This window comes from Sphingomonas sp. P2_B6 (assembly GCF_056404755.1).
On record NZ_JBFUDK010000010.1, the window covers coordinates 124,328 to 144,433 of the forward strand.

The following is a 20,106-nucleotide window of genomic DNA, read 5'->3' on the forward strand; positions in this document are numbered from 1 at the left end:
GTGGTCAGTCTAGTGGGGAAGCTTGCACGGCTTGATCGCCCTCGGCTCCGGCCTCGGCCCGACCGCGCGGAAAGTGGCGAGATAGCCGCCGGCCGAGGGCATGTCGTACATCTCGACCTGGCTATAGCCGACCGCCGCCATCTCGCAGCGCAGCAGGCCCGGCGGGGTGCCGTGGTCCTGAGTCGCGCGGTTGGCGTCGACCACCACGACCAGGCCATCGGGTTTCAGCGAGGGCCGCATGCGCCAGAGGAATTCATAGGGCTGCTCGATCTCATGGTACATGTGCACCATCAGCACCCGGTCGAAGCTCGCATCGGGTAGGCGTGGATTGGCCGGCAGGCCGAGGCGCACGCTGACATTGTCGAGCCGCTCGCGCGCGACGCGCTCGGCCAGCGCGTCGCGGACGCCGGCGACGATGTCCTCGGCGAGCACGCGGCCATCCTTGCCCACGCGGGCGGCGGCGCGGATCGTGTAATAGCCCTCGCCCGCGCCGATATCGGCGACGGTCATGCCGGCCTTGAGCCCGGCCTTGTCCATCACCTCGGACGCCTCGTTCAGCCGGTCACGGGCTTCCTCGGTCGACCAGCGTGACGAGATGATGTGGGCGACCGGGCGATCCGCGGCCGGGAAGGGTCCGGCCTTGTCCTGTTCCTCGGCGACGCGCGCGGGCCCGGGCTCGCAGGCGGCCAGTGCGAGGAGCAGGCCCATCCCAAGGACCGTTCGTTTCGAGCGCAGTCGAGAAACCGCGGCCGGGGCCCCGGTCATGTTGCTCGACTGCGCTCGAAACGAACGGCGGGTGAACAGCCTCAATCGACGTCCTCCACCTCGACCGTCTCGCCGGTCACCCGCTGCGACAGGGCAGCCGCCATGAAGGAATCGAGATCGCCGTCCAGCACGTCGGACGGGCTGGTCGAGGTCACGCCGGTGCGCAGGTCCTTCACCAGCTGRTAGGGCTGSAGCACATAGGARCGGATCTGGTGGCCCCAGCCGATATCGGTCTTGGTCGCGTTTTCCGCATTGGCCGCCGCCTCGCGGATCTGCAGCTCGCGCTCATAGAGCTTGGCGCGGAGCTGGTTGTACGCCTCGGCCTTGTTCTTGTGCTGGCTGCGCTGGTTCTGGCACTGCACCACGATGCCGGTCGGGATGTGGGTGATGCGCACGGCCGAATCGGTCGTGTTGATGTGCTGCCCGCCCGCGCCCGACGCCCGATAGGTGTCGATGCGCAGCTCGCTCTCGTTGATCTCGACCTCGATATTCTCGTCGATGACCGGATAGACCCAGACGCTGGCAAAGCTGGTGTGGCGCCGCGCCGCGCTGTCATAGGGGCTGATGCGGACAAGGCGATGCACACCGCTTTCGGTCTTGGCATAGCCATAGGCGTTCTCGCCCTTGACCAGCATCGTCGCCGATTTGATGCCGGCCTGCTCGCCCGAATGCTGGTCGACCAGCTCGACCTTCATGCCATGGCGTTCGGCCCAGCGGGTGTACATGCGCTGCAGCATGCCGGCCCAGTCCTGACTCTCGGTGCCGCCGGCGCCCGAATKGACCTCGATATAGGTGTCGTTGCCGTCGGCCTCGCCGGCGAGCAGCGCCTGGATCTTGTCATGCTCCGCGCGCGACGCGAGATCGGCCAGGCTCCTGGTGCCGTCGGCCGCCATTTCCTCGTCGCCCTCGGCCTCGGCCATCTCGATCAGCTCGGCGGTGTCGTCGAGCTCGGTCTGGATGGCGCGCGTGGCGTTGATCGCCTCTTCGAGACGGCGGCGTTCGCGCATCACCGACTGGGCGAGCTTGGGATCGTTCCAGAGCGCCTGATCCTCGACGCGCGCGTTCAGCTCGTCGAGCCGCCGGAGCGCGCGGTCCCAGTCGAGAAAGCGGCGGAGCAGCGCGAGCGCGTCATTGATGGTGTCGACATGAGCCTGCGCTTCGGCGCGCATGGTGGAAACTCCGGAAAATACTCGTCATGCCGGCAGGAGCCGGCTCACAGGGATAGATAGGGCGGGCTAGTAGATTCCGCCCGTCCTTGGCAAGAAGCGGCTGCTACGGGATGCGATTTGGCGCCCGACCGGCGCGGCTGAAGGCGGTTGCCCGATCAATAGATACCGCCTTCGCGCTGGAGGAAGTCGGAATCGCGCGGTGCCGTATCCTGGCGCTCGACGGGCTTGGCTTCCTTGGGTTTGTCGGCGGCGGCGTCCGTCTCTAGGTCGCGGCGCGCGCGGCGCGGTTCGCTTTCCGGCTTGAACGCTTCCCAGATCACCGCGGCTTTCGGGTCGCTGGTCGGCCAGGCGCCGAACACCGGCTTGCCCGAGGCGCGGTCGATCCTGACCATGCGGATGCCGGCGGGCGCGCGGAACGGGATCTTCTCCATGCCTTCATAGGCCTTGAGCGCGAATTCCTTGAAGATCGGGGCCGCGATGGTGCCGCCCTGGGCATAGCCGCCGAGCCCGGTCGGGGAATCATAGCCGATATAGACGCCGCCGATCATCTGCGGGGTGCCGCCGATGAACCACACATCGGTCGGGCCGGAATTGGTGCCGGTCTTGCCGAACATCGGCCGGTCGAGATCGCGCAGCACGGTCGCGGTGCCGCGCTGGATCACGCCTTCGGCGATATGCACCATCTGATAGGCGCTCTGCGCGTCGACGATCTGGCGGCCGCGCGTCACCGGGCGGGGCATCGGCTTGCCGTTCCAGTCGGGCGCGTTGCAGCGATCGCACGCGCGCCAGTTCTCCGGCCAGATCACCTTGCCGTGACGGTCCTGGACGAAATCGATCAGCGTGGCGGGGTGGCCGCGGCCCTGGTTGGCGAGGATCGCATAGGCGTTGACCATGCGCATCACCGTCGTCTCGCCGGCGCCGAGCGCGAAGGAGAGATAGGGCGGATATTTGCCGACGCCGATCTGGTCCATCAGCGACACGACATGCTCCATGCCGGTCTGCGAGGCGGCACGCACCGTCATCAGGTTGCGCGACTGCTCGACACCCCAGCGCATGGTGTGCGGGCCGGAGCCGCCGCCGCCGAAGTTGCGGAAGCATTTCTGGCCGAGCCTCGCGCCCTGATAGACGCAGAACGGCCCGTCGACGATGATCGAGGCGGGCGTCATCCCGCCCTGCAGCGCCGCGGCATAGACGATCGGCTTGATCGTGGAGCCGGGCTGACGCATCGCCTGGGTGGCGCGGTTGAACGACTGGAGGCTCGAATCGAAGCCGCCCTGCATCGCCAGCACGCGGCCGGTCGCGGGTTCCTCGACGACGAAGCCGCCCGAGATCTTCGGCACCGAGCGCAACGCAAATGCGCCGCCCTCCGGCGCGACCGCCAGGATGTCGCCGACCTTCAGCGCGGCGAAGGCCGTGCCGCCCTGGCCGCGCACCGGCATCTGCGCGCCCGAGGCGGGCAGGGTGCCGGTCTGGCCGTTGCCGAAGCCGAGCGTGGCGGAACCGCCGCCGATCGCGGTGACGATCGCGGCGCGCCAGTCGAGATAGTCGAGGCGGAGATTGGTGTTGAGCAGCGCGGACTGCCAGTTGTCGCGGGAAATCTCGACATGGCGCAGCGGGCCGCTCCAGCCGCGGCCGCGATCGAACCGGACCAGGCCGTTGCGCAGCGCCGTCTGGGCGTCGAGCTGAATCTTCGTGTCGAGCGAGGTGCGCACCCACAGGCCGCCCGAATAGACGCTGTACGGCCCGGCCTTCTCGTCCTCGCCATATTTGTCGATCAGCTGGCGGCGGACTTCCTCGACGAAATAGCCGGCACCGGCGACCTCGGTCTTGGGCGTCTGGCGCGGCACCGCGCCAAGCGGCTCGGCGGCGGCCTGGTCATGCTGCGCCTGGGTGATGAAATCGTTCTTCAGCATTTCGCCCAGCACGTAATTGCGCCGGTCGAGCGCGCGCTGAGTGCTGCGGAACGGATCGTAATTGGACGGGCCCTTGGGCAGGATGGCGAGATAGGCCATCTGCGCGAGGTCGAGCTGGCTCAGTTCCTTGTTGAAATAGGCATAGCTCGCCGCCTCGACGCCGAACGCGTTCCGGCCGAGCGCGATCTGGTTGAGATACAGTTCGAGGATCTGCTGCTTGGTCAGCGTATCCTCGATCCGGTAGGCGAGGATCGCTTCCTTGATCTTGCGCGTCGGCGAATAGGTGTTGCCGATCAGCAGATTCTTGGCGACCTGCTGCGTGATGGTCGATCCGCCCTTGGCGCGGCGGCCGGTGCCCATCTTGGTCGCATAGTCGATCACCGCGCCGGCCATGCCGGGATAGTCGACGCCGTGATGCTCGAAAAAGGTCTTGTCCTCCGCGGCGAGGAAGGCGCGGACGAGCAGCGGCGGATATTCGGCATAGCTCAGCTCGACGCGGCGCTCGCGGGCGTAGCTCTGGACCGGCATGCCGTCGACGCCGCGCACATTGGTCGGCAGCGGCGGCTCATAGGCGCGCAGCTTGTCGACCGAGGGCAGGTCGCTGGCGAAGACATACCAGAAGATCGCATAGGCGATGGCGATCAGCACCGCGAGAATGGCGAGCGCCTTGACCCACCAGCGCCCCCAGGCCCGCTCGACGAGACCACGAATTCCCTCCACGTCGCGGCGGAGGCGGAACTTCACGCTGGATTCGGTACTGGTCATACAGGGCCGACGCTCTAGCAAGTTTCTCGGGGCTTGCCAGCCTCAGTCCTTCCATCGTGCCGGACGCAGGGCCGGATCGGGCGGGTAGCGGGCGGCGGGCGGGCTAACCAAAGCCCCCGCGCTGAAAGCGGGGCAGGGGCATGAAGACCGGTTTCGGGGCGGCGGCCGCTTGCGGTGGCGACGGGAAAGCCGATGGCGGAGGCGGTTTCTGGCGAGACGTCGGCTTCGGACCAGGGGGAGGCTGAACGGGCGGCCGAGCCGGGTCCATATGGGAGGCCGGGTCTTCGTCAGGCCGCCATACGGGCTCCGCGACTGGATCGTCGTCCGGCCAGTCGTCGAGGTCAGCGTCGGGCTCCAGATCGGGATCGGTATCGGGGGCTTCAGGCATCGGCGCCGGCCGTGGTGCCGACTGCTCCCGCTGCGCGGCGGCTTTCGCGGCCTCATATTGTTCGGTGCGTCGGATGGCCTCCGCCAGCGCTTTCCGGCCGGTGTACGGGTCGTCCTCCGGCGCGCCGATGCCCCATTTGTTCGGCTGGCGCACCCGCAGCCAGTGCAGCGCGGCGCTGGTATCGGGCGGGAAGTGATGCCGATAGGTCGCGTAGACGGGTTTGGCATCGCCCGCGCCCATGAAGACCCTGGTGCGCTCGACGGAGCAGCCGACAGCGCGGGAATAGAGCGCGCGTTCGACCCGGGCATCGGCATGCTCCTTGCCGACGACCACGGCCTCGGCGAATTCCTCATGCGTGTTGCGCCAGCGATAGATGGTGCGCACGCACACCCCGAAATGCTCGGCGAGCTCCTCGTCGGTCGCGCCGAGGCGGCACATCGCGTGGGCCTCGTCAGCGAATTTCGGCTTGTAGATCATGGTGCCGGGATAGCGGGGTGTGGGGGAGGTTTGAATCGAGGGGGTGGGGCGAAATGTCATGCGGTTTGCTGACATTTTCGGGTGGCGGCACGACGCCTTAATATTTGTTGTAAATCAATAAGTTATTTGATAATCCAGAGCCTGGCATCGTCGGAGGTGGGCAAATTGTGTCCGGTTGCGGGTCTTTGTGCATGGCAGGAATGCGCCCCAATCTCGGTCGTTACGGCTCATCAGGCGAATGCCTGAAGCGGACAGAACAGACTATCGGTTCCGATGGCCGACCTTGGGACAAATCCTGCCGTTCGCCACGCGATCGTCTAACGGCAGCTTTTGTTAGAAGGCGATATTCAGCGGCCGCGTCATCAAGCATGCCAAGACGCAGCGGCACGCCATTGGCACGGCCATCATGATCCATCGCGCCGCCGAGCCTAGGATGCGGCACTCAATCCGGCTGCTGGCTTGAAACGCAAGCGAAATGCCGGAAGCCAATTTCCCGAATTTAGCTGGTGAGCACTCGATGACGCTGGCATACGTCCGGCGGGAGGAGCCCATGCCGAGTATTCCACAGACGTTCTCAATTTCTGATTTTCTTACCTGGGACAAACAGAAGCAGCTTGAACTGCAACCGCAGTTTCAGCGTGGTTCGGTGTGGACGCCCCAGGCGCAATCATTCTTGATCGACACGATTCTGCGTGAGCTTCCTATCCCTGCGGTCTATATTCGCACGCGCATCGACGCGGTTACGCAGTCGTCTATTCGGGAAGTCGTCGATGGTCAGCAAAGACTGCGCGCGATCCTAGCGTTTGCTGCCAACGACATTCGTATCAGCTCGCGAAGCCCCGACTTTGGGGGACAGCGTTACAATGACCTTGCCCAGGACCGCAAAGACGCTTTCCTCTCCTACAACATCTCAACGGTTCAGCTCCTGAATGCGTCGGATGCCGAAGTGTTGGAAGTGTTTGCCCGCCTGAACTCCTACAGCGTCAAGGTCACGCCGGCAGAGCTACGCCATGCGAAATATGACGAACCTGTCAAATGGGCGATCTGGAACACCACGCGCGAGAACGGGGCGCTTTGGGATGAATACCATGTGGTGTCGCTGCGTGACAGCGTGCGCCTAAAGAACACCACGCTAATCGCCGAGCTGTATATGGCTTTTGCGAACGGCCTGGGGGACGGCGGCGAGGAAAAGGTCGGCGGCTTCTACAAAAACAACATCAAGCGTGATGAGGCATATTTCGCCGATCTAACCGCGCTGGTGCAGAAGAATATCAACGTTGCTGTGGGCACGTTCAGCCCAGCGTTCCGTGAGACGACGTTCTTCGACGCGCCGAACTTCCTGCTTCTCGTCTGCGCCGTTGCATTCGTTGCTGGGGAGCTGCCAACGTCCGCGTTAACTGCGGATGTAGACCACAAGCGCGGTGCTGGCCTGAGCCATGCGAATGCTGCGAACAACCTGCCGCTGCTCGCCACTGCGGTCGAGAACGATGACATTGATGGTCCATACGCCACCTTTGTCGTGGGTAGCAAAAGCAGCACCCAGCGCACAAGCTCTCGTCGCCCCCGGTTTGCCGCCATCGTGAATGCAATCGCCGCCTAATGCTTGGCGGTCTTGCGGCCCAGCTTGAGCGGAGGGTTGAGGCGCTCCATGCAGAGATGACGCCGCTTATGGGCGGCGGGCCACTCAACGCGGTCGAGCGCCGGCAGGCTGAGCACATCACTTTCCAGCTCCAGAACGCTTGGGAAATGTATGTGCGGAATTTCATCCTGTCGTCGGCGACGGGACGCGCTTCCGGCTTGGCTGGGCCAGTGCCGGCGAGCGTGCCGCGTGCTTATCGCAACCGCGAAGCTGTAAGCCATTATCTCCTACAGGTGACACGGCAGCGTTTCGAGCCGAAGTGGTATCGTCCTGCTGACGCGATCAACGCTGCGAGGCGGCTCAATATTGCGAATGTGGCCAACGTGGCAGCCGCGATCGGCTCGACGCCATGGCCGCTTGAGAACCTGCGGCTAACACGTAATTTCTTCGCACATCGCTCGCGCAGCTCTGCGTTGGAACTTCGGGCTTTGAATTGGTTCGGCCCAGGCGACACAATAGAAGTTGAAACAACGGTATTTCCCTTCGACGCTGGCGGAGTGCGTCGGTTTGATGCTTGGTGCGCGGCGATGAAAGCGGTTGGTCGAGCGATGCTCTAATTACCGGCGTTCGCCTCGATCAACGCCGCGCCAGCTTCGTCCAAGCCGGTACGGTCGCGCTTCGTCACGTCGCGGCTCCTTGCGCCAAACCGTGCTTCTTTTTGGGGGAACGGCAGGTTGTGTTGGATGTAGACATCGACGCTGATATTAGTGAACGACGCAATTTGGGTCGAGAACTGCCGTTTTAGAGATGCAGACCGGACGGCAGCTTTCCGCCTCTCGCCCCTGGGAACCTGTCATTCAGCAACCGGGCCAAAGGCGCCGGTTCGCTAATTGCCGCAACCCCGGTAAACGGACCGAGCCAAGATTGGTGGAGACCCACATGGCAGCACGGTCGTGCGCCAGTTGGTTCATGAACGCGCCGAGCGCGGCCAAGCGGCGATCCATCTCCGGTCATTGCCAGTGATGGCGAGCACGCATCCTTGCGCATCGACATTCAGTACAGTGTCCACGAAATTCCCGACCTTGCAGGCATCCAGCCGCTAGCCGAAAACCAAGAGTTTCCTGTCATATTGGGGGCAACGGGATTTGTAGCGATCAACCCGAAAAGATACGTATCGGGCTGACTCGTGCGGATTTTTCGATTCGGGGGAAAGATCATGGGTAGCGCCAAGATATATCTGCAAAACAATACTGATTCCTATGCCGTGCTTTCGCTCTACCACTATAGTACGAACTATGGCTCGACGGGGATCACCCAGGGCAACGTGCCGCCCAAGGGCAAGATCGGACCAGTCACGGTCGACTGGGATACCGCGACGCCGGGCGATTTCTGGTATGCGTCGGTCGCTCCCTCGGGCGGCAGCCGTCCCGGTGTCTATGTCAGCAGCGTTCCCGACGATCTGTTGCTGCCCTATTGGAAGGAATGCATGCTGATCGGCGAATGGGGGTTCAAGGACGACGGATCGTCACCGACCTTCACCGTCGACTGGGACAATTTCGCGATCAACCTCAATTCGGGAAATTGCGGCGCGAGCATGATCCGCACCGGCAATTACTCGACCATTCAGCATGTCTTCGTGCTGATGCTGGAGAACCATTCCTTCGACAACATGTTCGCCGCGCTCAACGGGACACCGGCGGCGAACAGCAACAGCTACATGGGGCAGACCTACACCGTCAGCGACACCTCGACCCCGACCGGCATGCCGACCGATCCCGGCCACGAGTTCAGCGACGTCCTCGAACAGCTCGGCGGTGAAAAGGCGACCTACACCCCACCCAATTATCCGACACCGCAGATGTCGGGATTCGCGGCGAATTACGCGACCAGCAATTCGGAGAAGACGGGCACGCCGACCGCCGACGAGATCGGCGACATCATGAAGTGCCTCGCCCCGGCCCAGGTTCCCGCCATCGCGCAGCTGGCCAATCGCTATGCGCTGTGCACCAACTGGTTCTCGTCGCTGCCCGGTCCGACCTGGCCCAACCGCTTCTACGTCCACGGCGCCTCGTCGGCGTATCAGGACGGCAGCGGCTATACGAGCCTCGACGACAGCCCGTCAGGCACCCAGATCACCAAATGGGAGACGGTCAGCGGCTTCACCTATCGCAACGGATCGATCTTCGACGCGCTCAACGCCCACGGCATCCCCTGGCGAATCTATCATGACGACACCCTCAACGTCGGGGGCTCGATTCCGCAAGTGACCGCGCTCAAGGGCATCTCGCTTGCTGACCCGCTGGCGGTGAAGAGCATCACCGCCTTCGCCAGCGACGTCGCCAGCGGCTATCCCTATCGCTATACGTTCATCGAGCCCAATTACGGCGACATCACCGGCAACACCTACAAGGGCGGCTCCTCGCAGCATCCCGAGGACGACGTGTCGGGCGGCGAGAACCTGATCGCCAGGGTCGTCAATGCGATCGCGTCGTCGCCGCTCTGGCCCTACAGCATGTTGGTCATCACCTATGACGAGCATGGCGGCTTCTATGATTCGGTCGCACCCGGCGGCGCGGTCCAACCCGACACACAGGACACTCCGGGGACCAACGGCTTCATCTTCAACCAGCTGGGCGTGCGCGTGCCGGCGGTGATCGTGTCGCCGATGGTGACGCGCGGAACAGACCCGACGCCGTACGACCATAGTTCGGTTCCCGCGACGCTCGAGCGGTTGCTGGGATTCGGCCCGTTGACCGCGCGCGACGCGGCGGCGAACGATTTCCTGCACCTGCTCGGCGCCGAGGCCGCCGACGCGCGCCCGGCGCCGACGCTTGCAGCCGGACGCACCCCCACGCCGGTGTCGCCATCGGCTGTCGCCGAGCGCGCCGCGCTGATGACGGTGCCGATCCAGGAACAGGGCAATCTGCCCGGCTTCCTGCACTGTGCGCGCAAGACCGACGCAGAGTTGTCCGCCGCGGCGCCGGTCACGACGATGGCGCCCGAGGAGTTCATTGCGCCGGTCCCCGCGCCTTCGGTAAAGTCACCGATGCCTACCTATGGCGAGGTGGACAGCTATTTCCGCAACGTCATGGCCCGGGTTCAGCAGCGGCGCGCTGGGCATGAGGCCGCTCTTCGCGCTCGGCTGGCGACGCCGGGCGGAAAGAGCCGCGACGCCTAGACTATTCGGGGCCGCGGCGGGCATGAAGCTCGCGGCCCCGTCGTTCCAGACCTTTGCCGCACCGCTCCGGGCGGCACGCCTGTCTCTCGATATGCCATCTCGCTACGCGCCTGCGGCGCTACTCGATAGCTACTCGAGACGAACGGATGGATGGATGGATGGGCGGATCGACCTGGCGTAGTGTTGCTATAGCGATCAGTTGAGGCCCCACATCGCCGCGCGATTGCGCGCGAGGTCCTTCATGAACGCCTCCAGCGCGGCCAGGCGGCGATCCATCTCCGATGCCGGAACGCCGTTCCACACCGCGTGGTCATAATTCCGGCGCGCCAGTTTCAGGTCGTCGCCCGCCTGAAAGCGCTCGGACATGTACAGGGTTTCGAGCAGCTCGGTGGGGCGTTCGCCCGCGCGCGATTTCACCAGAGCGTATTTGATGAGATATTCGGACATGATGCCGTCGTTGGATGTGCTGACCATGGTCGTCTCCCTCGCGTGAGAGATGGGGAACGGGGTGCGCCCGATCCAGAGGGCGGCAGCTGACAGGAGATGGGTATCGGGGAGGCAGGGGCCTGGCCGGAACGGCGCCTCGCGTCGCGGACGCGCCGGCCAGTGCGGTCGCCGAAGAAAACGGGGCCTGGCTGCAGTAGGAGATTGTACGTCAGGCGGCGTTGTGACAAGCCGGTACCGAAACCGCTGGCAATAGCTGCACAACCTGGAGATCCACATGGAACAGATGCCGGCAAATAGCGAGAAGTCCGCCAAGCGGAAATGGGTGGCGCCGGTATTGATCCGGTCCGAGGAAATTCAGAATGCGACCGCCAAGGACGCTGCGCTTTCTTTCGAGATCACTCTTAACAGCATCCCCTACAGCGCCGGCCCCAGCTAGAGCCAGCCCGTACGGTGCTCAACGCGCGCATCATCCGGTCGAGGTCCGCCGGGGACGCCGGGGCGCCGTCAAAGCGGACGATGCCGCACATTCCGCTCATGATGCTCGGTTCCCCAGGGGTTTGGCGCGTCCGGTCGTTAGCCGATAAATGCCGTATCGGGGACGATCATCGTTGAGCAACGAGTCAATGACACGCCAGCCGTCACAAGCCGCGCCGATGAGCCGGCGCCCCGGGGCCTGCATCATTCTTTCGCCACGAGCCGCCTTGCGAAATGGATCTCGACGGCGCGGCGGACGCTTTCGGCGATGCGGTCGCGGCCTTCGGGCGAATCGATGAAGGCGGCGTCCTTGGGGTTGGAGATATAGCCGGTCTCGAACAGGATCGACGGCATGTCGGGCGCCTTCAGCACCATCAGCGACGCCATGCGGTGGAAGTTGGGCTTCATCGGGATCAAGGGCTGGGCCTCTCGCCCGAGCAGCCGGGCGAAGCTGGCCGAGCTGTTCATCGTCTCGCGCTGCGCGAGATCGATCAGGATCGACGAGATATCGGCCGAGGTGGAGGCGAGGTTGACGCCCGCGATGATGTCCGCCTTGTTCTCGCGCGCGGCCAGTCGGGCGGATTCCTTGTCGGACGCGACCTCGGACAAGGTGTAGACGGTCGCGCCCGATGCGTCGCTGCTGTCGACGCTGTCGCAATGGATCGAGATGAACAGGTTCGCCTTCAGCCGGCGCGCAATGCCATAGCGTTCGCGCAGCACGAGGAACCGATCGTCGTTGCGGGTCAGCGCGACGCGGACCCGGCCCGACTTGGCCAGCGCGTCGCGGATCGCGCGCGCGATCCTGAGCGTCACGTCCTTTTCGCGGCGGCCGTCGACCGGCGAGATCGCGCCGGGATCGACGCCGCCATGACCGGCATCGATCACCACCAGCGGGCGGCTGTCGTCGTCGCCATAGATGCGCGGCAGCGCCAGGCTGCGGCGCGCCCTGGGGATGGGCACCGACACCTCATAGTTGCGCGCCGGCGCGGCCCTCCCCATATCGAAGCTTGGCAGGAAGCGCAGGCGCCGGTCCGCCGTGGCGCGGGCGAAGCGCGCATCGTCGACGGTGCGCAGGCCGAGGGTCAGCTCGCGGCCGTCAGCACCGAAGCTCCCCTCCGTGACGATCGCCGGGCGGCTCAGGTCGAACACGATGCGGAGCCCGTCCGTGCCGCGCGGCGACTGGCGCACCGCCGAGACCATGCCCTTTGCCCCGCTTGCCCGGACCGGCGAACCCGGCGTGGCGCCGGTGACGTCGACCGCGAGCCGCTGGGGCCGGGCGAGCATGAAGCTGGAGGCGTCGGCGACGCGCTGGTCGAAACGGATCACGATGCTGTCCCGCCGGATCTCGACCCGCTCGATCGTCGCGGCCCAGGCGGGGGCGCCGCCGAGCCAGCAGGCCAGGAAAGCGAGAAGGAACGACACCGATCGGTAATGCAGGCCCGGCAGGGCAATGGTCCAGCGAAAAGGCACGGGGCGGGATCCCATCGGGTACAAAACAACAACCCGCGGTGCAGGCGGGCACTCCTCCCATCATGGGTAGCAGAAAATGGCGGGTAACGAAATTTGACATGAAATTGCGGCGTACCCGGGGAGAAACGTCCCGGTTGCTGCGCGAGCACAGCGGTGCTAGGCATGAAATTGCACCGGCAAGCGCCTCTTCTGGCGTCTGTTCGGTCCCATGGCCGCACCGGATTTCTCGGTGGCGGCTCTTCAGGTTGACGTTCGCATGATGCATTTTTCCCGCCCCTCGCACCGCCCGGTTTTCACCGGCGGGATCGCGAGCGCGCGGGGTGCCCAGGGCCAGATGCCGGGGCGTGGATCGCGAACAGAGGCATTTTTCGAAACCACACGCGGCACGGACAAGGGCGGCAATTCCGCCACCACGTCGCCGTATCACAATCGCGCGCGGCGGATGCCGCCAGGCCCCGGACCGCGCGCCCGGAGAACAATAAATGACCATGCGTATGCTGATCGACGCGCGGCACCGGGAAGAGACCCGGGTTGCCGTCGTCAAGGGGAACCGGATCGAGGAGTTTGATTTCGAGTCCGCCGAGCGCAAGCAGCTCAAGGGCAATATCTATCTGGCCAAGGTTACCCGAGTCGAACCGTCGCTCCAGGCGGCCTTCATCGATTACGGCGGCAACCGCCACGGCTTCCTCGCCTTTTCGGAAATCCACCCCGATTATTACCAGATCCCCAAGGAGGATCGCGACGCGCTGCTGCGCGAAGAGGCCGAGCATGCCGCCGAAGAGGCAGCGTTGCGCGCCCAGATGGATGCCGAGGACGATCTTCACGAAGGTGAAGGCGAGGGCGATGACGGCTTCGAGCCCGATCCCGAATCGGTCGAGCGGTTCGAGGACGATGGCGGCGCCGACCCCGAGGTAAGCGCCGAGACCGAGAGCAGGGGCCGCGGCCGCCGCAAGCGCACCGCATCGGACGACGCGGTCGACGATCTGCGCGAGCGCCGCACCAACCTGCGCCATCGCTACAAGATCCAGGACGTGATCCGCCGCCGCCAGGTGCTGCTGGTCCAGGTCGTCAAGGAAGAGCGCGGCAACAAGGGCGCGGCGCTGACCACCTATCTGTCGCTCGCCGGCCGCTATTGCGTGCTGATGCCCAACACGTCGCATGGCGGCGGCATCAGCCGGAAGATCTCGAATGCGGGCGACCGCAAGCGGCTGAAGTCGATCATGGCGGACATGAAGTTGCCGCCCTCGATGGGCTGCATTGTCCGCACCGCGGGCCTCCAGCGCACCAAGGTCGAGATCAAGCGCGACTTCGATTATCTCGCCCGGCTGTGGGACGGCATTCGCGAGACGACATTGTCTTCGTCGGCGCCGGCCCTGGTCTATGGCGACAGCGACCTGCTCAAGCGCGCGATCCGCGACATCTACAACCGCGACATCGACGAAGTGATCGTCGAGGGCGAGCAGGGCTATCGTCAGGCCAAGGAGTTCATGAAGCTCCTGATGCCGAGCCATGCCCGCAAGGTGAAGCATTATTCCGACCCGGTGCCGCTGTTCCAGCGCAGCCATGTCGAGGAACAGCTCGCCGCGATGTATCATCCGGTCGTCCAGCTGAAATCGGGCGGCTATCTGGTGATCAACCCGACCGAGGCCCTGGTCTCGATCGACATCAACTCCGGCCGTTCGACCCGCGAGCACAGCATCGAGCAGACCGCGACCGCGACCAACCTCGAGGCCGCGCACGAGATCGCCCGCCAGCTGCGTCTGCGCGACATGGCCGGCCTCGTCGTCATCGACTTCATCGACATGGACAATGGGTCCAACGTCCGGAAGGTCGAGAAGGCGATGAAGGAAGCGCTGAAGAACGATCGCGCCCGCATCCAGGTCGGCCGCATCTCGAGCTTCGGCCTGATGGAAATGAGCCGCCAGCGCCTGCGCACCGGCGTGCTCGAGGCTTCGACCCGCCAGTGCCCGCATTGCGAGGGCACCGGCCTAGTCCGCACCGCCTCGTCGGCCGGCCTGTCCGCGCTGCGCCTGATCGAGGACGAAGCCGCCCAGGGCCGCGGATCGCAGCTGCTGCTGCGCGCCAGCCAGGAAGCGGCCTTCTACCTGCTCAACCGCAAACGCGCGGAACTGGCCGAGATCGAGGATCGCTATGGCGTGATGATCGAGGTCGCGCCGGACGGCGAGCAGGAGGGCGCGCGCATGTCGGTCGAGGTCTCCGGACCGCCGCCGGCACATGCGCCGCGCTTCGAAGCGCCGATCGAAGAGATCGAGGACGATATCGAAGAGGATATCGAGGACGAGATCGACGAGGTCGAGGACGAGGAAGAAGAAGAAGCGCCCCGCGAGGCACGCGCTCCCCGCGAGCCGCGCGAGCGTGGCGAGCGGTCGGAAAGCGACGAAGGCGGTTCGCGCCGTCGTCGCCGCCGTCGCGGTCGTCGCGGCCGCAATCGTCCCGAGGGCGAGGAGGGCGCTCCGCGCGCTGAAGGCGAAGAGGGCGAGCCCGACGGCGATGCCGAGGCAGCCGATGAGGGCGCCGAGGAGAGTGGGGCCGAGGTCGCGGGCGAGCAGCCGGTAGCGGGCGAAGGTGATGGCGGGGCCGAAGGTCGTCGTCGTCGCGGACGCCGGGGCCGTCGCGGCGGTCGTCGCGGCGAGGGCGATCGGGCCGAGGGCGGCGAGTCCGCGCCGGTCGAGGCTGAAGCTGGTGAGGCTGAAGCCGTCGCCGAAGCACCGATAGCCGAAGAGGCCCCGGCCGAGGTCGAGGCGCCCAAGAAGGGCCGCCGTCGTCCCAAGGCGCGGGAAGCCGTCGAGCCGGTAGCGTCCGAGCCCGTCGCCGAGGCGCCGGTCGTCGAAGCTCCCGCCGAGGCGGAGGCCGTGCCGGCCAAGCCGAAGCGCGCACGCCGCAAAAAGGCGGACGCCGCTGAAGCCGAGGCGGTGGTTGCCGCGCCGGAGCCGGAGCCCGTCGTCGAGGCGGTCGAAGCGCCCGCCGAGGAAGCGCCGGCCAAGCCGAAGCGCGCGCGTCGCGCCAAGGCGGCAGCATCCGAAGCGGCCGCGCCCGAGTCGATCACCGAGGAGGCGCCCGCCGTTGCGCTCATCGAGGACGGCGCCGCGCCGGCCGATGACGCCGCCGGCGGGATCGATCCCGATCCGGGCGAGGCGGGCTCGCCCCGTCGCGGCTGGTGGCAGCGGACCTTCGGGCAGTAACGACCCGCGCCTCTGACGAGGTATGGAATGGATCAGCGCCGGCCGGGACTCGATGTCCCGGCCGGCGTTTCCTTTTGGGGAGAGCGTTGTGGAAGCGTGACTTCCCAAACTCCACCCGTCACCCCGGACTTGTTCCGGGGGCCATGGTTCCGCGAACGCAGCATCTGCGGCGCTTGCGGGACGATGGATGCCGGAACAAGTCCGGCATGACGAAGAGGGTCGATGGCGCCTCTGATCGTCGGAGTGCTTCCGTGGCAAGAAACGCCCCTTCACCCGCCATTCACCCCTTCCCCCGCAGGGATCGCCCTAGTTCAATTGCCTGTGAGGGATTTCTCGGCGATATGTCGTGCATGAAGCGGCTCATCGCGCTGTTCGCGGTTTCCATCCTCCTCTGGGCGCAACCGGCCTTCGCGCAGTCGATCCTGCGCGATGCCGAGACCGAGGCCATGTTCAACGACATGTCGCGCGGGCTGATCCTCGCCGCGGGGCTGTCGCCCAACAATGTCCGCGTCGTCCTGATCAACGACGATTCGATCAACGCCTTCGTCGTCGGCGGGCAGACCGTCTATGTCCATTCGGGCCTGATCCAGGCGGCCGACAACGCCAATGAAGTGCAGGGCGTGATCGCGCACGAGCTGGGCCATATCGCCGACGGCCATGTCATCCTGCAGGGCGCCGGGACCAAGCCCGCGATCGGCATCACCATTCTCAGCATGGTCATCGGCATCGCGGCGATGGCGGCGGGCGCGGGCGATGCGGGCGCGGGCATCCTCGCCGCCGGGCAGACCGCGGCGATGGGCAAGTTCCTGGCCTTCACCCGGGTGCAGGAGGCGACGGCGGACGCCACCGGGGCGAAGTTCCTGCGCGAGGCCGGGGTCAGCGGGCGCGGCATGCTGAGCTTCTTCAAGAAGCTGCAGAACGAGGAATATTCCTATGGCCTCGCCAATATCGATCCCTTCGCGCAGAGCCACCCGCTGAGCGGCGCGCGCATCGCCAACCTGACCGGCGACGTCATGGCGTCACCCGCCTGGAACAAGCCGAACGACCCGGCGCTGGAAGACCGGTTCCGGCGGGTGAAGGCGAAGCTGCGCGGCTATGTCGCGACCTATCAGCAGACGCTGACTGAATTCCCCGAGAGCGACCAGTCCGCCTATGCGCATTATGCCCGGGCCTATGCGTGGCACAAGGCGGGCTATCCGGACAAGGCCGATGCCGAGGCGGAGGCGCTGGTGAAGGCGGCGCCGCACGACCCCTATTTCCTGGAGATCAAGGGACAGATCCTGCTCGAGGCGGGCAAGCCGACCGAGGCGCTGGCACCGCTGCGCGAGGCGACCGAGCGATCGGACAATTCCCCGCTGATCGCCACGACCTTCGGCCATGCGCTGATCGCCACCGAGAACAAGGCGAACTATCCCGAGGCGATCCGTGTGCTGCGCCAGGCGGTGGCGCGCGACGACGACAATCCCTTTGCCTGGTATCAGCTCGGCACTGCCTATTCCCGGACGGGTGACGAGCCGCGCGCGCTGCTGGCGACCGCGGAGCAGGCGAGCCTGACCGGTGACGTGCGCACCGCCGCCTATGCCGCGCGGGGTGCGATGCAGGGCATCCCGCCGAACAGCAGCGACTGGATCCGCGCGCAGGACATCGCGATGACGTCGCAGAACGAAATGGACGACAACCCGAAAAAGTATAAGCGCCGATGATCGAACGCCTGTCGAAGAATCCGCTGGCGCTCGCCGGGCTGGCGCTGGTCGCGGCGTTGGTCGGCGCGGGCGCGTTCTGGCTGTTCCAGCTGGCCGCGCCATCGTCGCTCGGCAGCGCCGACCAGGTCCGGGTGGAGCGCGTCGTGCGCGAGTATGTGCGCGCCCATCCCGAGATCGTCTCCGAAGCGATTCAGCGGCTGCGCGACCGCGCGACGGGCAAGGTCATCGACGCCAATGCGGACGTGATCCTGAAGCCGTTCGGCAGCGCCTGGGCCGGCAACCCCGATGGCGACGTCACCATCGTCGAATATTTCGATTATAATTGCGGCTATTGCCGCGCCAGCCTGCCCAATGTCGCGCGGCTGATCGCGTCCGACCCCAAGGTGAAAGTGGTCTATCGCGAGCTGCCGATCCTGGCCGAGACCAGCGCCGACGCCGCCAGGCTGAGCCTTGCCGCGGCCGACCAGGGCAAGTTCACCGCCTTTCACGACGCGCTCTACGCCGCCGGACAGGTGACGCCCGAGAGCATGACGGCGGCGGCGCGCAAGGCTGGCGTCGACCTGAAGCGCGCCGCCGCGTTCGCGCCACGCGCCGATGCGGAAATCACCACCAACATCCAGGTGATGCGGCAGCTCGGCATGACCGGCACGCCGAGCTTCGTGATCGGCAACCGGGTGGTGTCCTCGGTCCTGTCGTTCGAGGACCTGAAAGAGGCCGTGGCCGCGGCCCGCGCCGACAGCTGAGTTTTCGCGGGCCGGTTGTTCCGCCCGGGGCGCGACCTTATTTGTCGCCCAACGAAAAGGGGCTTCATGGAAACCATCCTGTCCGTAAAGGGCGTCTCCAAGACCTATGCTTCAGGCCAGCGCGCCCTGGAACCGGTCGATCTCGATATCAACAAGGGCGAAATCTTCGCGCTGCTCGGGCCGAACGGCGCGGGCAAGACGACGCTCATCAGCATCATCTGCGGCATCGTCACGCCGTCCTCCGGTACCGTCACGGTGATGGGGCATGACGCGCTGACCGATTACCGCGCGGCGCGACGGCTGATCGGGCTGGTGCCGCAGGAATTGTCGGTCGACATGTTCGAGACGGTGTTGGCGACGGTGCGCTTCAGCCGCCGGTTGTTCGGCCGGCCGGGGCATGACGCCTATGTCGAGCAGGTGCTGCGCGACCTGTCGTTGTGGGACAAGCGCAAGGCCAAGATCATGGAGTTGTCGGGCGGCATGAAGCGCCGCGTGCTGATCGCCAAGGCATTGAGCCACGAGCCCGACATATTGTTCCTCGACGAGCCGACCGCGGGCGTCGACGTGTCGCTGCGCCGCGACATGTGGAAACTGATCCACCGGCTGCGCGAGAAGGGCACCACCATCATCCTCACCACCCATTATATCGACGAGGCGGAGGAAATGGCCGACCGGGTCGGCGTGATCGACAAGGGCAGGATCATCCTGGTCGAGCAAAAGGCCGAGCTGATGAAGCGGCTGGGCAAGCGCCAGATGCTGATCTCGCTGCAGGAGAAGCTGGAGGCCGTGCCGGCGGCGCTGGGCGAATGGCAGGTCGAGCTGGCCGACGAAGGCTGCAAGCTGCTCTACAATTTCAACGCCGAGGACGAGCATATCCCCGCGCTGCTGGCGAAGCTCGGCGAGCTCGGCATCGGCTATAAGGACCTGGAGACGCACAAGAGCTCGCTCGAGGACATCTTCGTCGACCTTGTCGAACACAGGCCGGTGGAGCAGGCGGCATGAGCGCGGCTGGAATCAACACGCACGGGATCTGGGCGATCTACCGCTTCGAGATGGCCCGGGCGCTGCGCACCCTGTGGCAGAGCCTGGTCACGCCGGTGATCACCACCTCGCTCTATTTCGTGGTGTTCGGCGGCGCGATCGGGTCGCGCATGCAGGAAGTCGGCGGGGTCGGTTATGGCAGCTTCATCGTGCCGGGGCTGATCATGCTGTCGCTGCTGACTCAGAGCATCTCCAATGCGTCGATCGGCATCTATTTCCCGAAATTCACCGGCACGATGTTCGAACTGCTCTCGGCACCCGTCACCCCGATGGAGATGGTGGTGGGCTATGTCGGCGCGGCGGCGACCAAGTCGATCGTGCTGGGGCTGATCATCCTCGCGACCGCAGCGTTGTTCGTGCCGCTGCACATCGCGCACCCGCTGGCGATGCTGAGCTTCCTGGTGCTGACCAGCGTGACGTTCAGCCTGTTCGGCTTCATCATCGGCATCTGGGCCAAGGGCTTCGAGCAGCTGAGTTTCGTGCCGGCGCTGCTGATCACGCCGCTGACCTTTCTCGGCGGTGCCTTCTACTCGATCGACATGCTGCCCGAGCCGTGGCGGACGGTGAGCCTGTTCAACCCAGTCGTCTATCTGGTCAGCGGGTTCCGCTGGGCCTTTTTCGACAAGGGCGATGTGAGCGTGCTGGTCAGCCTGGGCGTGACGGCGTTGTTCCTGGTGGCGTGCCTCGTGCTGGTCGGGTGGATCTTCAGGACCGGGTGGCGGCTGAAGAACTGACCTTCTTGTTCCTCCCCGAGCTTGCTCGGGGAGGGGGACCGCGCTTCTTCAGCGCGT

At 65.5% G+C, this 20,106-nt stretch carries 15 protein-coding genes; 9 read left to right on the forward strand and 6 right to left on the reverse strand.

Translation table 11 applies throughout. The features are described from left to right. Nucleotides 1–9: 9 nt before the first annotated feature. From AC1DX5_RS15430 to AC1DX5_RS15445, 4 genes are all read right to left on the reverse strand, one after another. The gene (locus tag AC1DX5_RS15430) at nt 10–708 is read right to left on the reverse strand and encodes a class I SAM-dependent methyltransferase (protein WP_478016270.1); all 699 of its coding nucleotides are present in this window, start codon (nt 706–708) and stop codon (nt 10–12) included. A gap of 98 nt (nt 709–806) precedes the next feature. Beyond that, the gene (prfB, locus tag AC1DX5_RS15435) at nt 807–1,934 is read right to left on the reverse strand and encodes a peptide chain release factor 2 (RefSeq protein ID WP_478016271.1); all 1,128 of its coding nucleotides are present in this window, start codon (nt 1,932–1,934) and stop codon (nt 807–809) included. Nucleotides 1,935–2,089: 155 nt separating this feature from the next. Beyond that, nucleotides 2,090–4,612 (reverse strand): penicillin-binding protein 1A, encoded by a 2,523-nt coding sequence (locus tag AC1DX5_RS15440; RefSeq protein WP_478016272.1) that lies wholly within the window; start codon nt 4,610–4,612, stop codon nt 2,090–2,092. A 103-nt stretch (nt 4,613–4,715) separates the two neighbouring features. Next, on the reverse strand, nt 4,716–5,537 hold the full coding sequence (locus tag AC1DX5_RS15445; protein WP_478016273.1) for a helix-turn-helix domain-containing protein: 822 nt from the start codon (nt 5,535–5,537) through the stop codon (nt 4,716–4,718). 415 nt (nt 5,538–5,952) lie between these two features. On the opposite strand from AC1DX5_RS15445, the gene AC1DX5_RS15450 reads away from it, so the two are divergent. The 3 genes from AC1DX5_RS15450 (at nt 5,953) to AC1DX5_RS15460 (ending at nt 10,234) form a co-directional block, all read left to right on the forward strand. Next, entirely contained in the window at nt 5,953–7,077 is a 1,125-nt protein-coding gene (locus AC1DX5_RS15450) for a DUF262 domain-containing protein (protein ID WP_478016274.1), read from the forward strand. A gap of 56 nt (nt 7,078–7,133) precedes the next feature. Beyond that, a complete protein-coding gene (locus AC1DX5_RS15455) occupies nt 7,134–7,673 on the forward strand; it encodes a hypothetical protein (RefSeq protein WP_478016275.1) in 540 nt (179 codons plus the stop codon). A gap of 599 nt (nt 7,674–8,272) precedes the next feature. Next, nucleotides 8,273–10,234 (forward strand): alkaline phosphatase family protein, encoded by a 1,962-nt coding sequence (locus tag AC1DX5_RS15460; protein ID WP_478016276.1) that lies wholly within the window; start codon nt 8,273–8,275, stop codon nt 10,232–10,234. A gap of 195 nt (nt 10,235–10,429) precedes the next feature. On the opposite strand, the gene AC1DX5_RS15465 is transcribed toward AC1DX5_RS15460, so the two are convergent. Next, nucleotides 10,430–10,708 carry a hypothetical protein gene (locus AC1DX5_RS15465; protein ID WP_478016277.1) on the reverse strand — a complete coding sequence of 93 codons (279 nt, stop codon included), beginning with the start codon at nt 10,706–10,708 and terminating at the stop codon, nt 10,430–10,432. A gap of 247 nt (nt 10,709–10,955) precedes the next feature. Here AC1DX5_RS15465 and AC1DX5_RS15470 point away from each other — a divergent pair, with 247 nt between their 5' ends. Continuing rightward, nucleotides 10,956–11,117 (forward strand): hypothetical protein, encoded by a 162-nt coding sequence (locus AC1DX5_RS15470; RefSeq protein WP_465174388.1) that lies wholly within the window; start codon nt 10,956–10,958, stop codon nt 11,115–11,117. A 242-nt stretch (nt 11,118–11,359) separates the two neighbouring features. On the opposite strand, the gene AC1DX5_RS15475 is transcribed toward AC1DX5_RS15470, so the two are convergent. Next, complete coding sequence (locus AC1DX5_RS15475) at nt 11,360–12,577, reverse strand: N-acetylmuramoyl-L-alanine amidase (RefSeq protein ID WP_478016309.1); 1,218 nt, start codon at nt 12,575–12,577, stop codon at nt 11,360–11,362. Between the two features lie 530 nt (nt 12,578–13,107). Between AC1DX5_RS15475 and AC1DX5_RS15480 the strand changes: the two genes are divergently transcribed. The 5 genes from AC1DX5_RS15480 to AC1DX5_RS15500 all read left to right on the forward strand — a co-directional run bounded on the left by AC1DX5_RS15480 (nt 13,108) and on the right by AC1DX5_RS15500 (nt 20,049). Then, nucleotides 13,108–15,828 (forward strand): Rne/Rng family ribonuclease, encoded by a 2,721-nt coding sequence (locus AC1DX5_RS15480; RefSeq protein ID WP_478016278.1) that lies wholly within the window; start codon nt 13,108–13,110, stop codon nt 15,826–15,828. 350 nt (nt 15,829–16,178) lie between these two features. Continuing rightward, on the forward strand, nt 16,179–17,531 hold the full coding sequence (locus AC1DX5_RS15485) for a M48 family metalloprotease (RefSeq protein ID WP_465170074.1): 1,353 nt from the start codon (nt 16,179–16,181) through the stop codon (nt 17,529–17,531). Beyond that, entirely contained in the window at nt 17,528–18,274 is a 747-nt protein-coding gene (locus AC1DX5_RS15490; RefSeq protein WP_478016279.1) for a DsbA family protein, read from the forward strand. The genes AC1DX5_RS15485 and AC1DX5_RS15490 overlap by 4 nt, the downstream gene beginning before the upstream one ends. Before the next feature lie 66 nt (nt 18,275–18,340). After that, nucleotides 18,341–19,276, forward strand: a complete 936-nt coding sequence (locus AC1DX5_RS15495; protein WP_478016280.1) for an ABC transporter ATP-binding protein — start codon at nt 18,341–18,343, stop codon at nt 19,274–19,276. Beyond that, on the forward strand, nt 19,273–20,049 hold the full coding sequence (locus AC1DX5_RS15500; RefSeq protein ID WP_465170071.1) for an ABC transporter permease: 777 nt from the start codon (nt 19,273–19,275) through the stop codon (nt 20,047–20,049). Before AC1DX5_RS15495 ends, AC1DX5_RS15500 begins: the two co-directional genes overlap by 4 nt. The last annotated feature ends 57 nt before the right edge of the window (nt 20,050–20,106 follow it).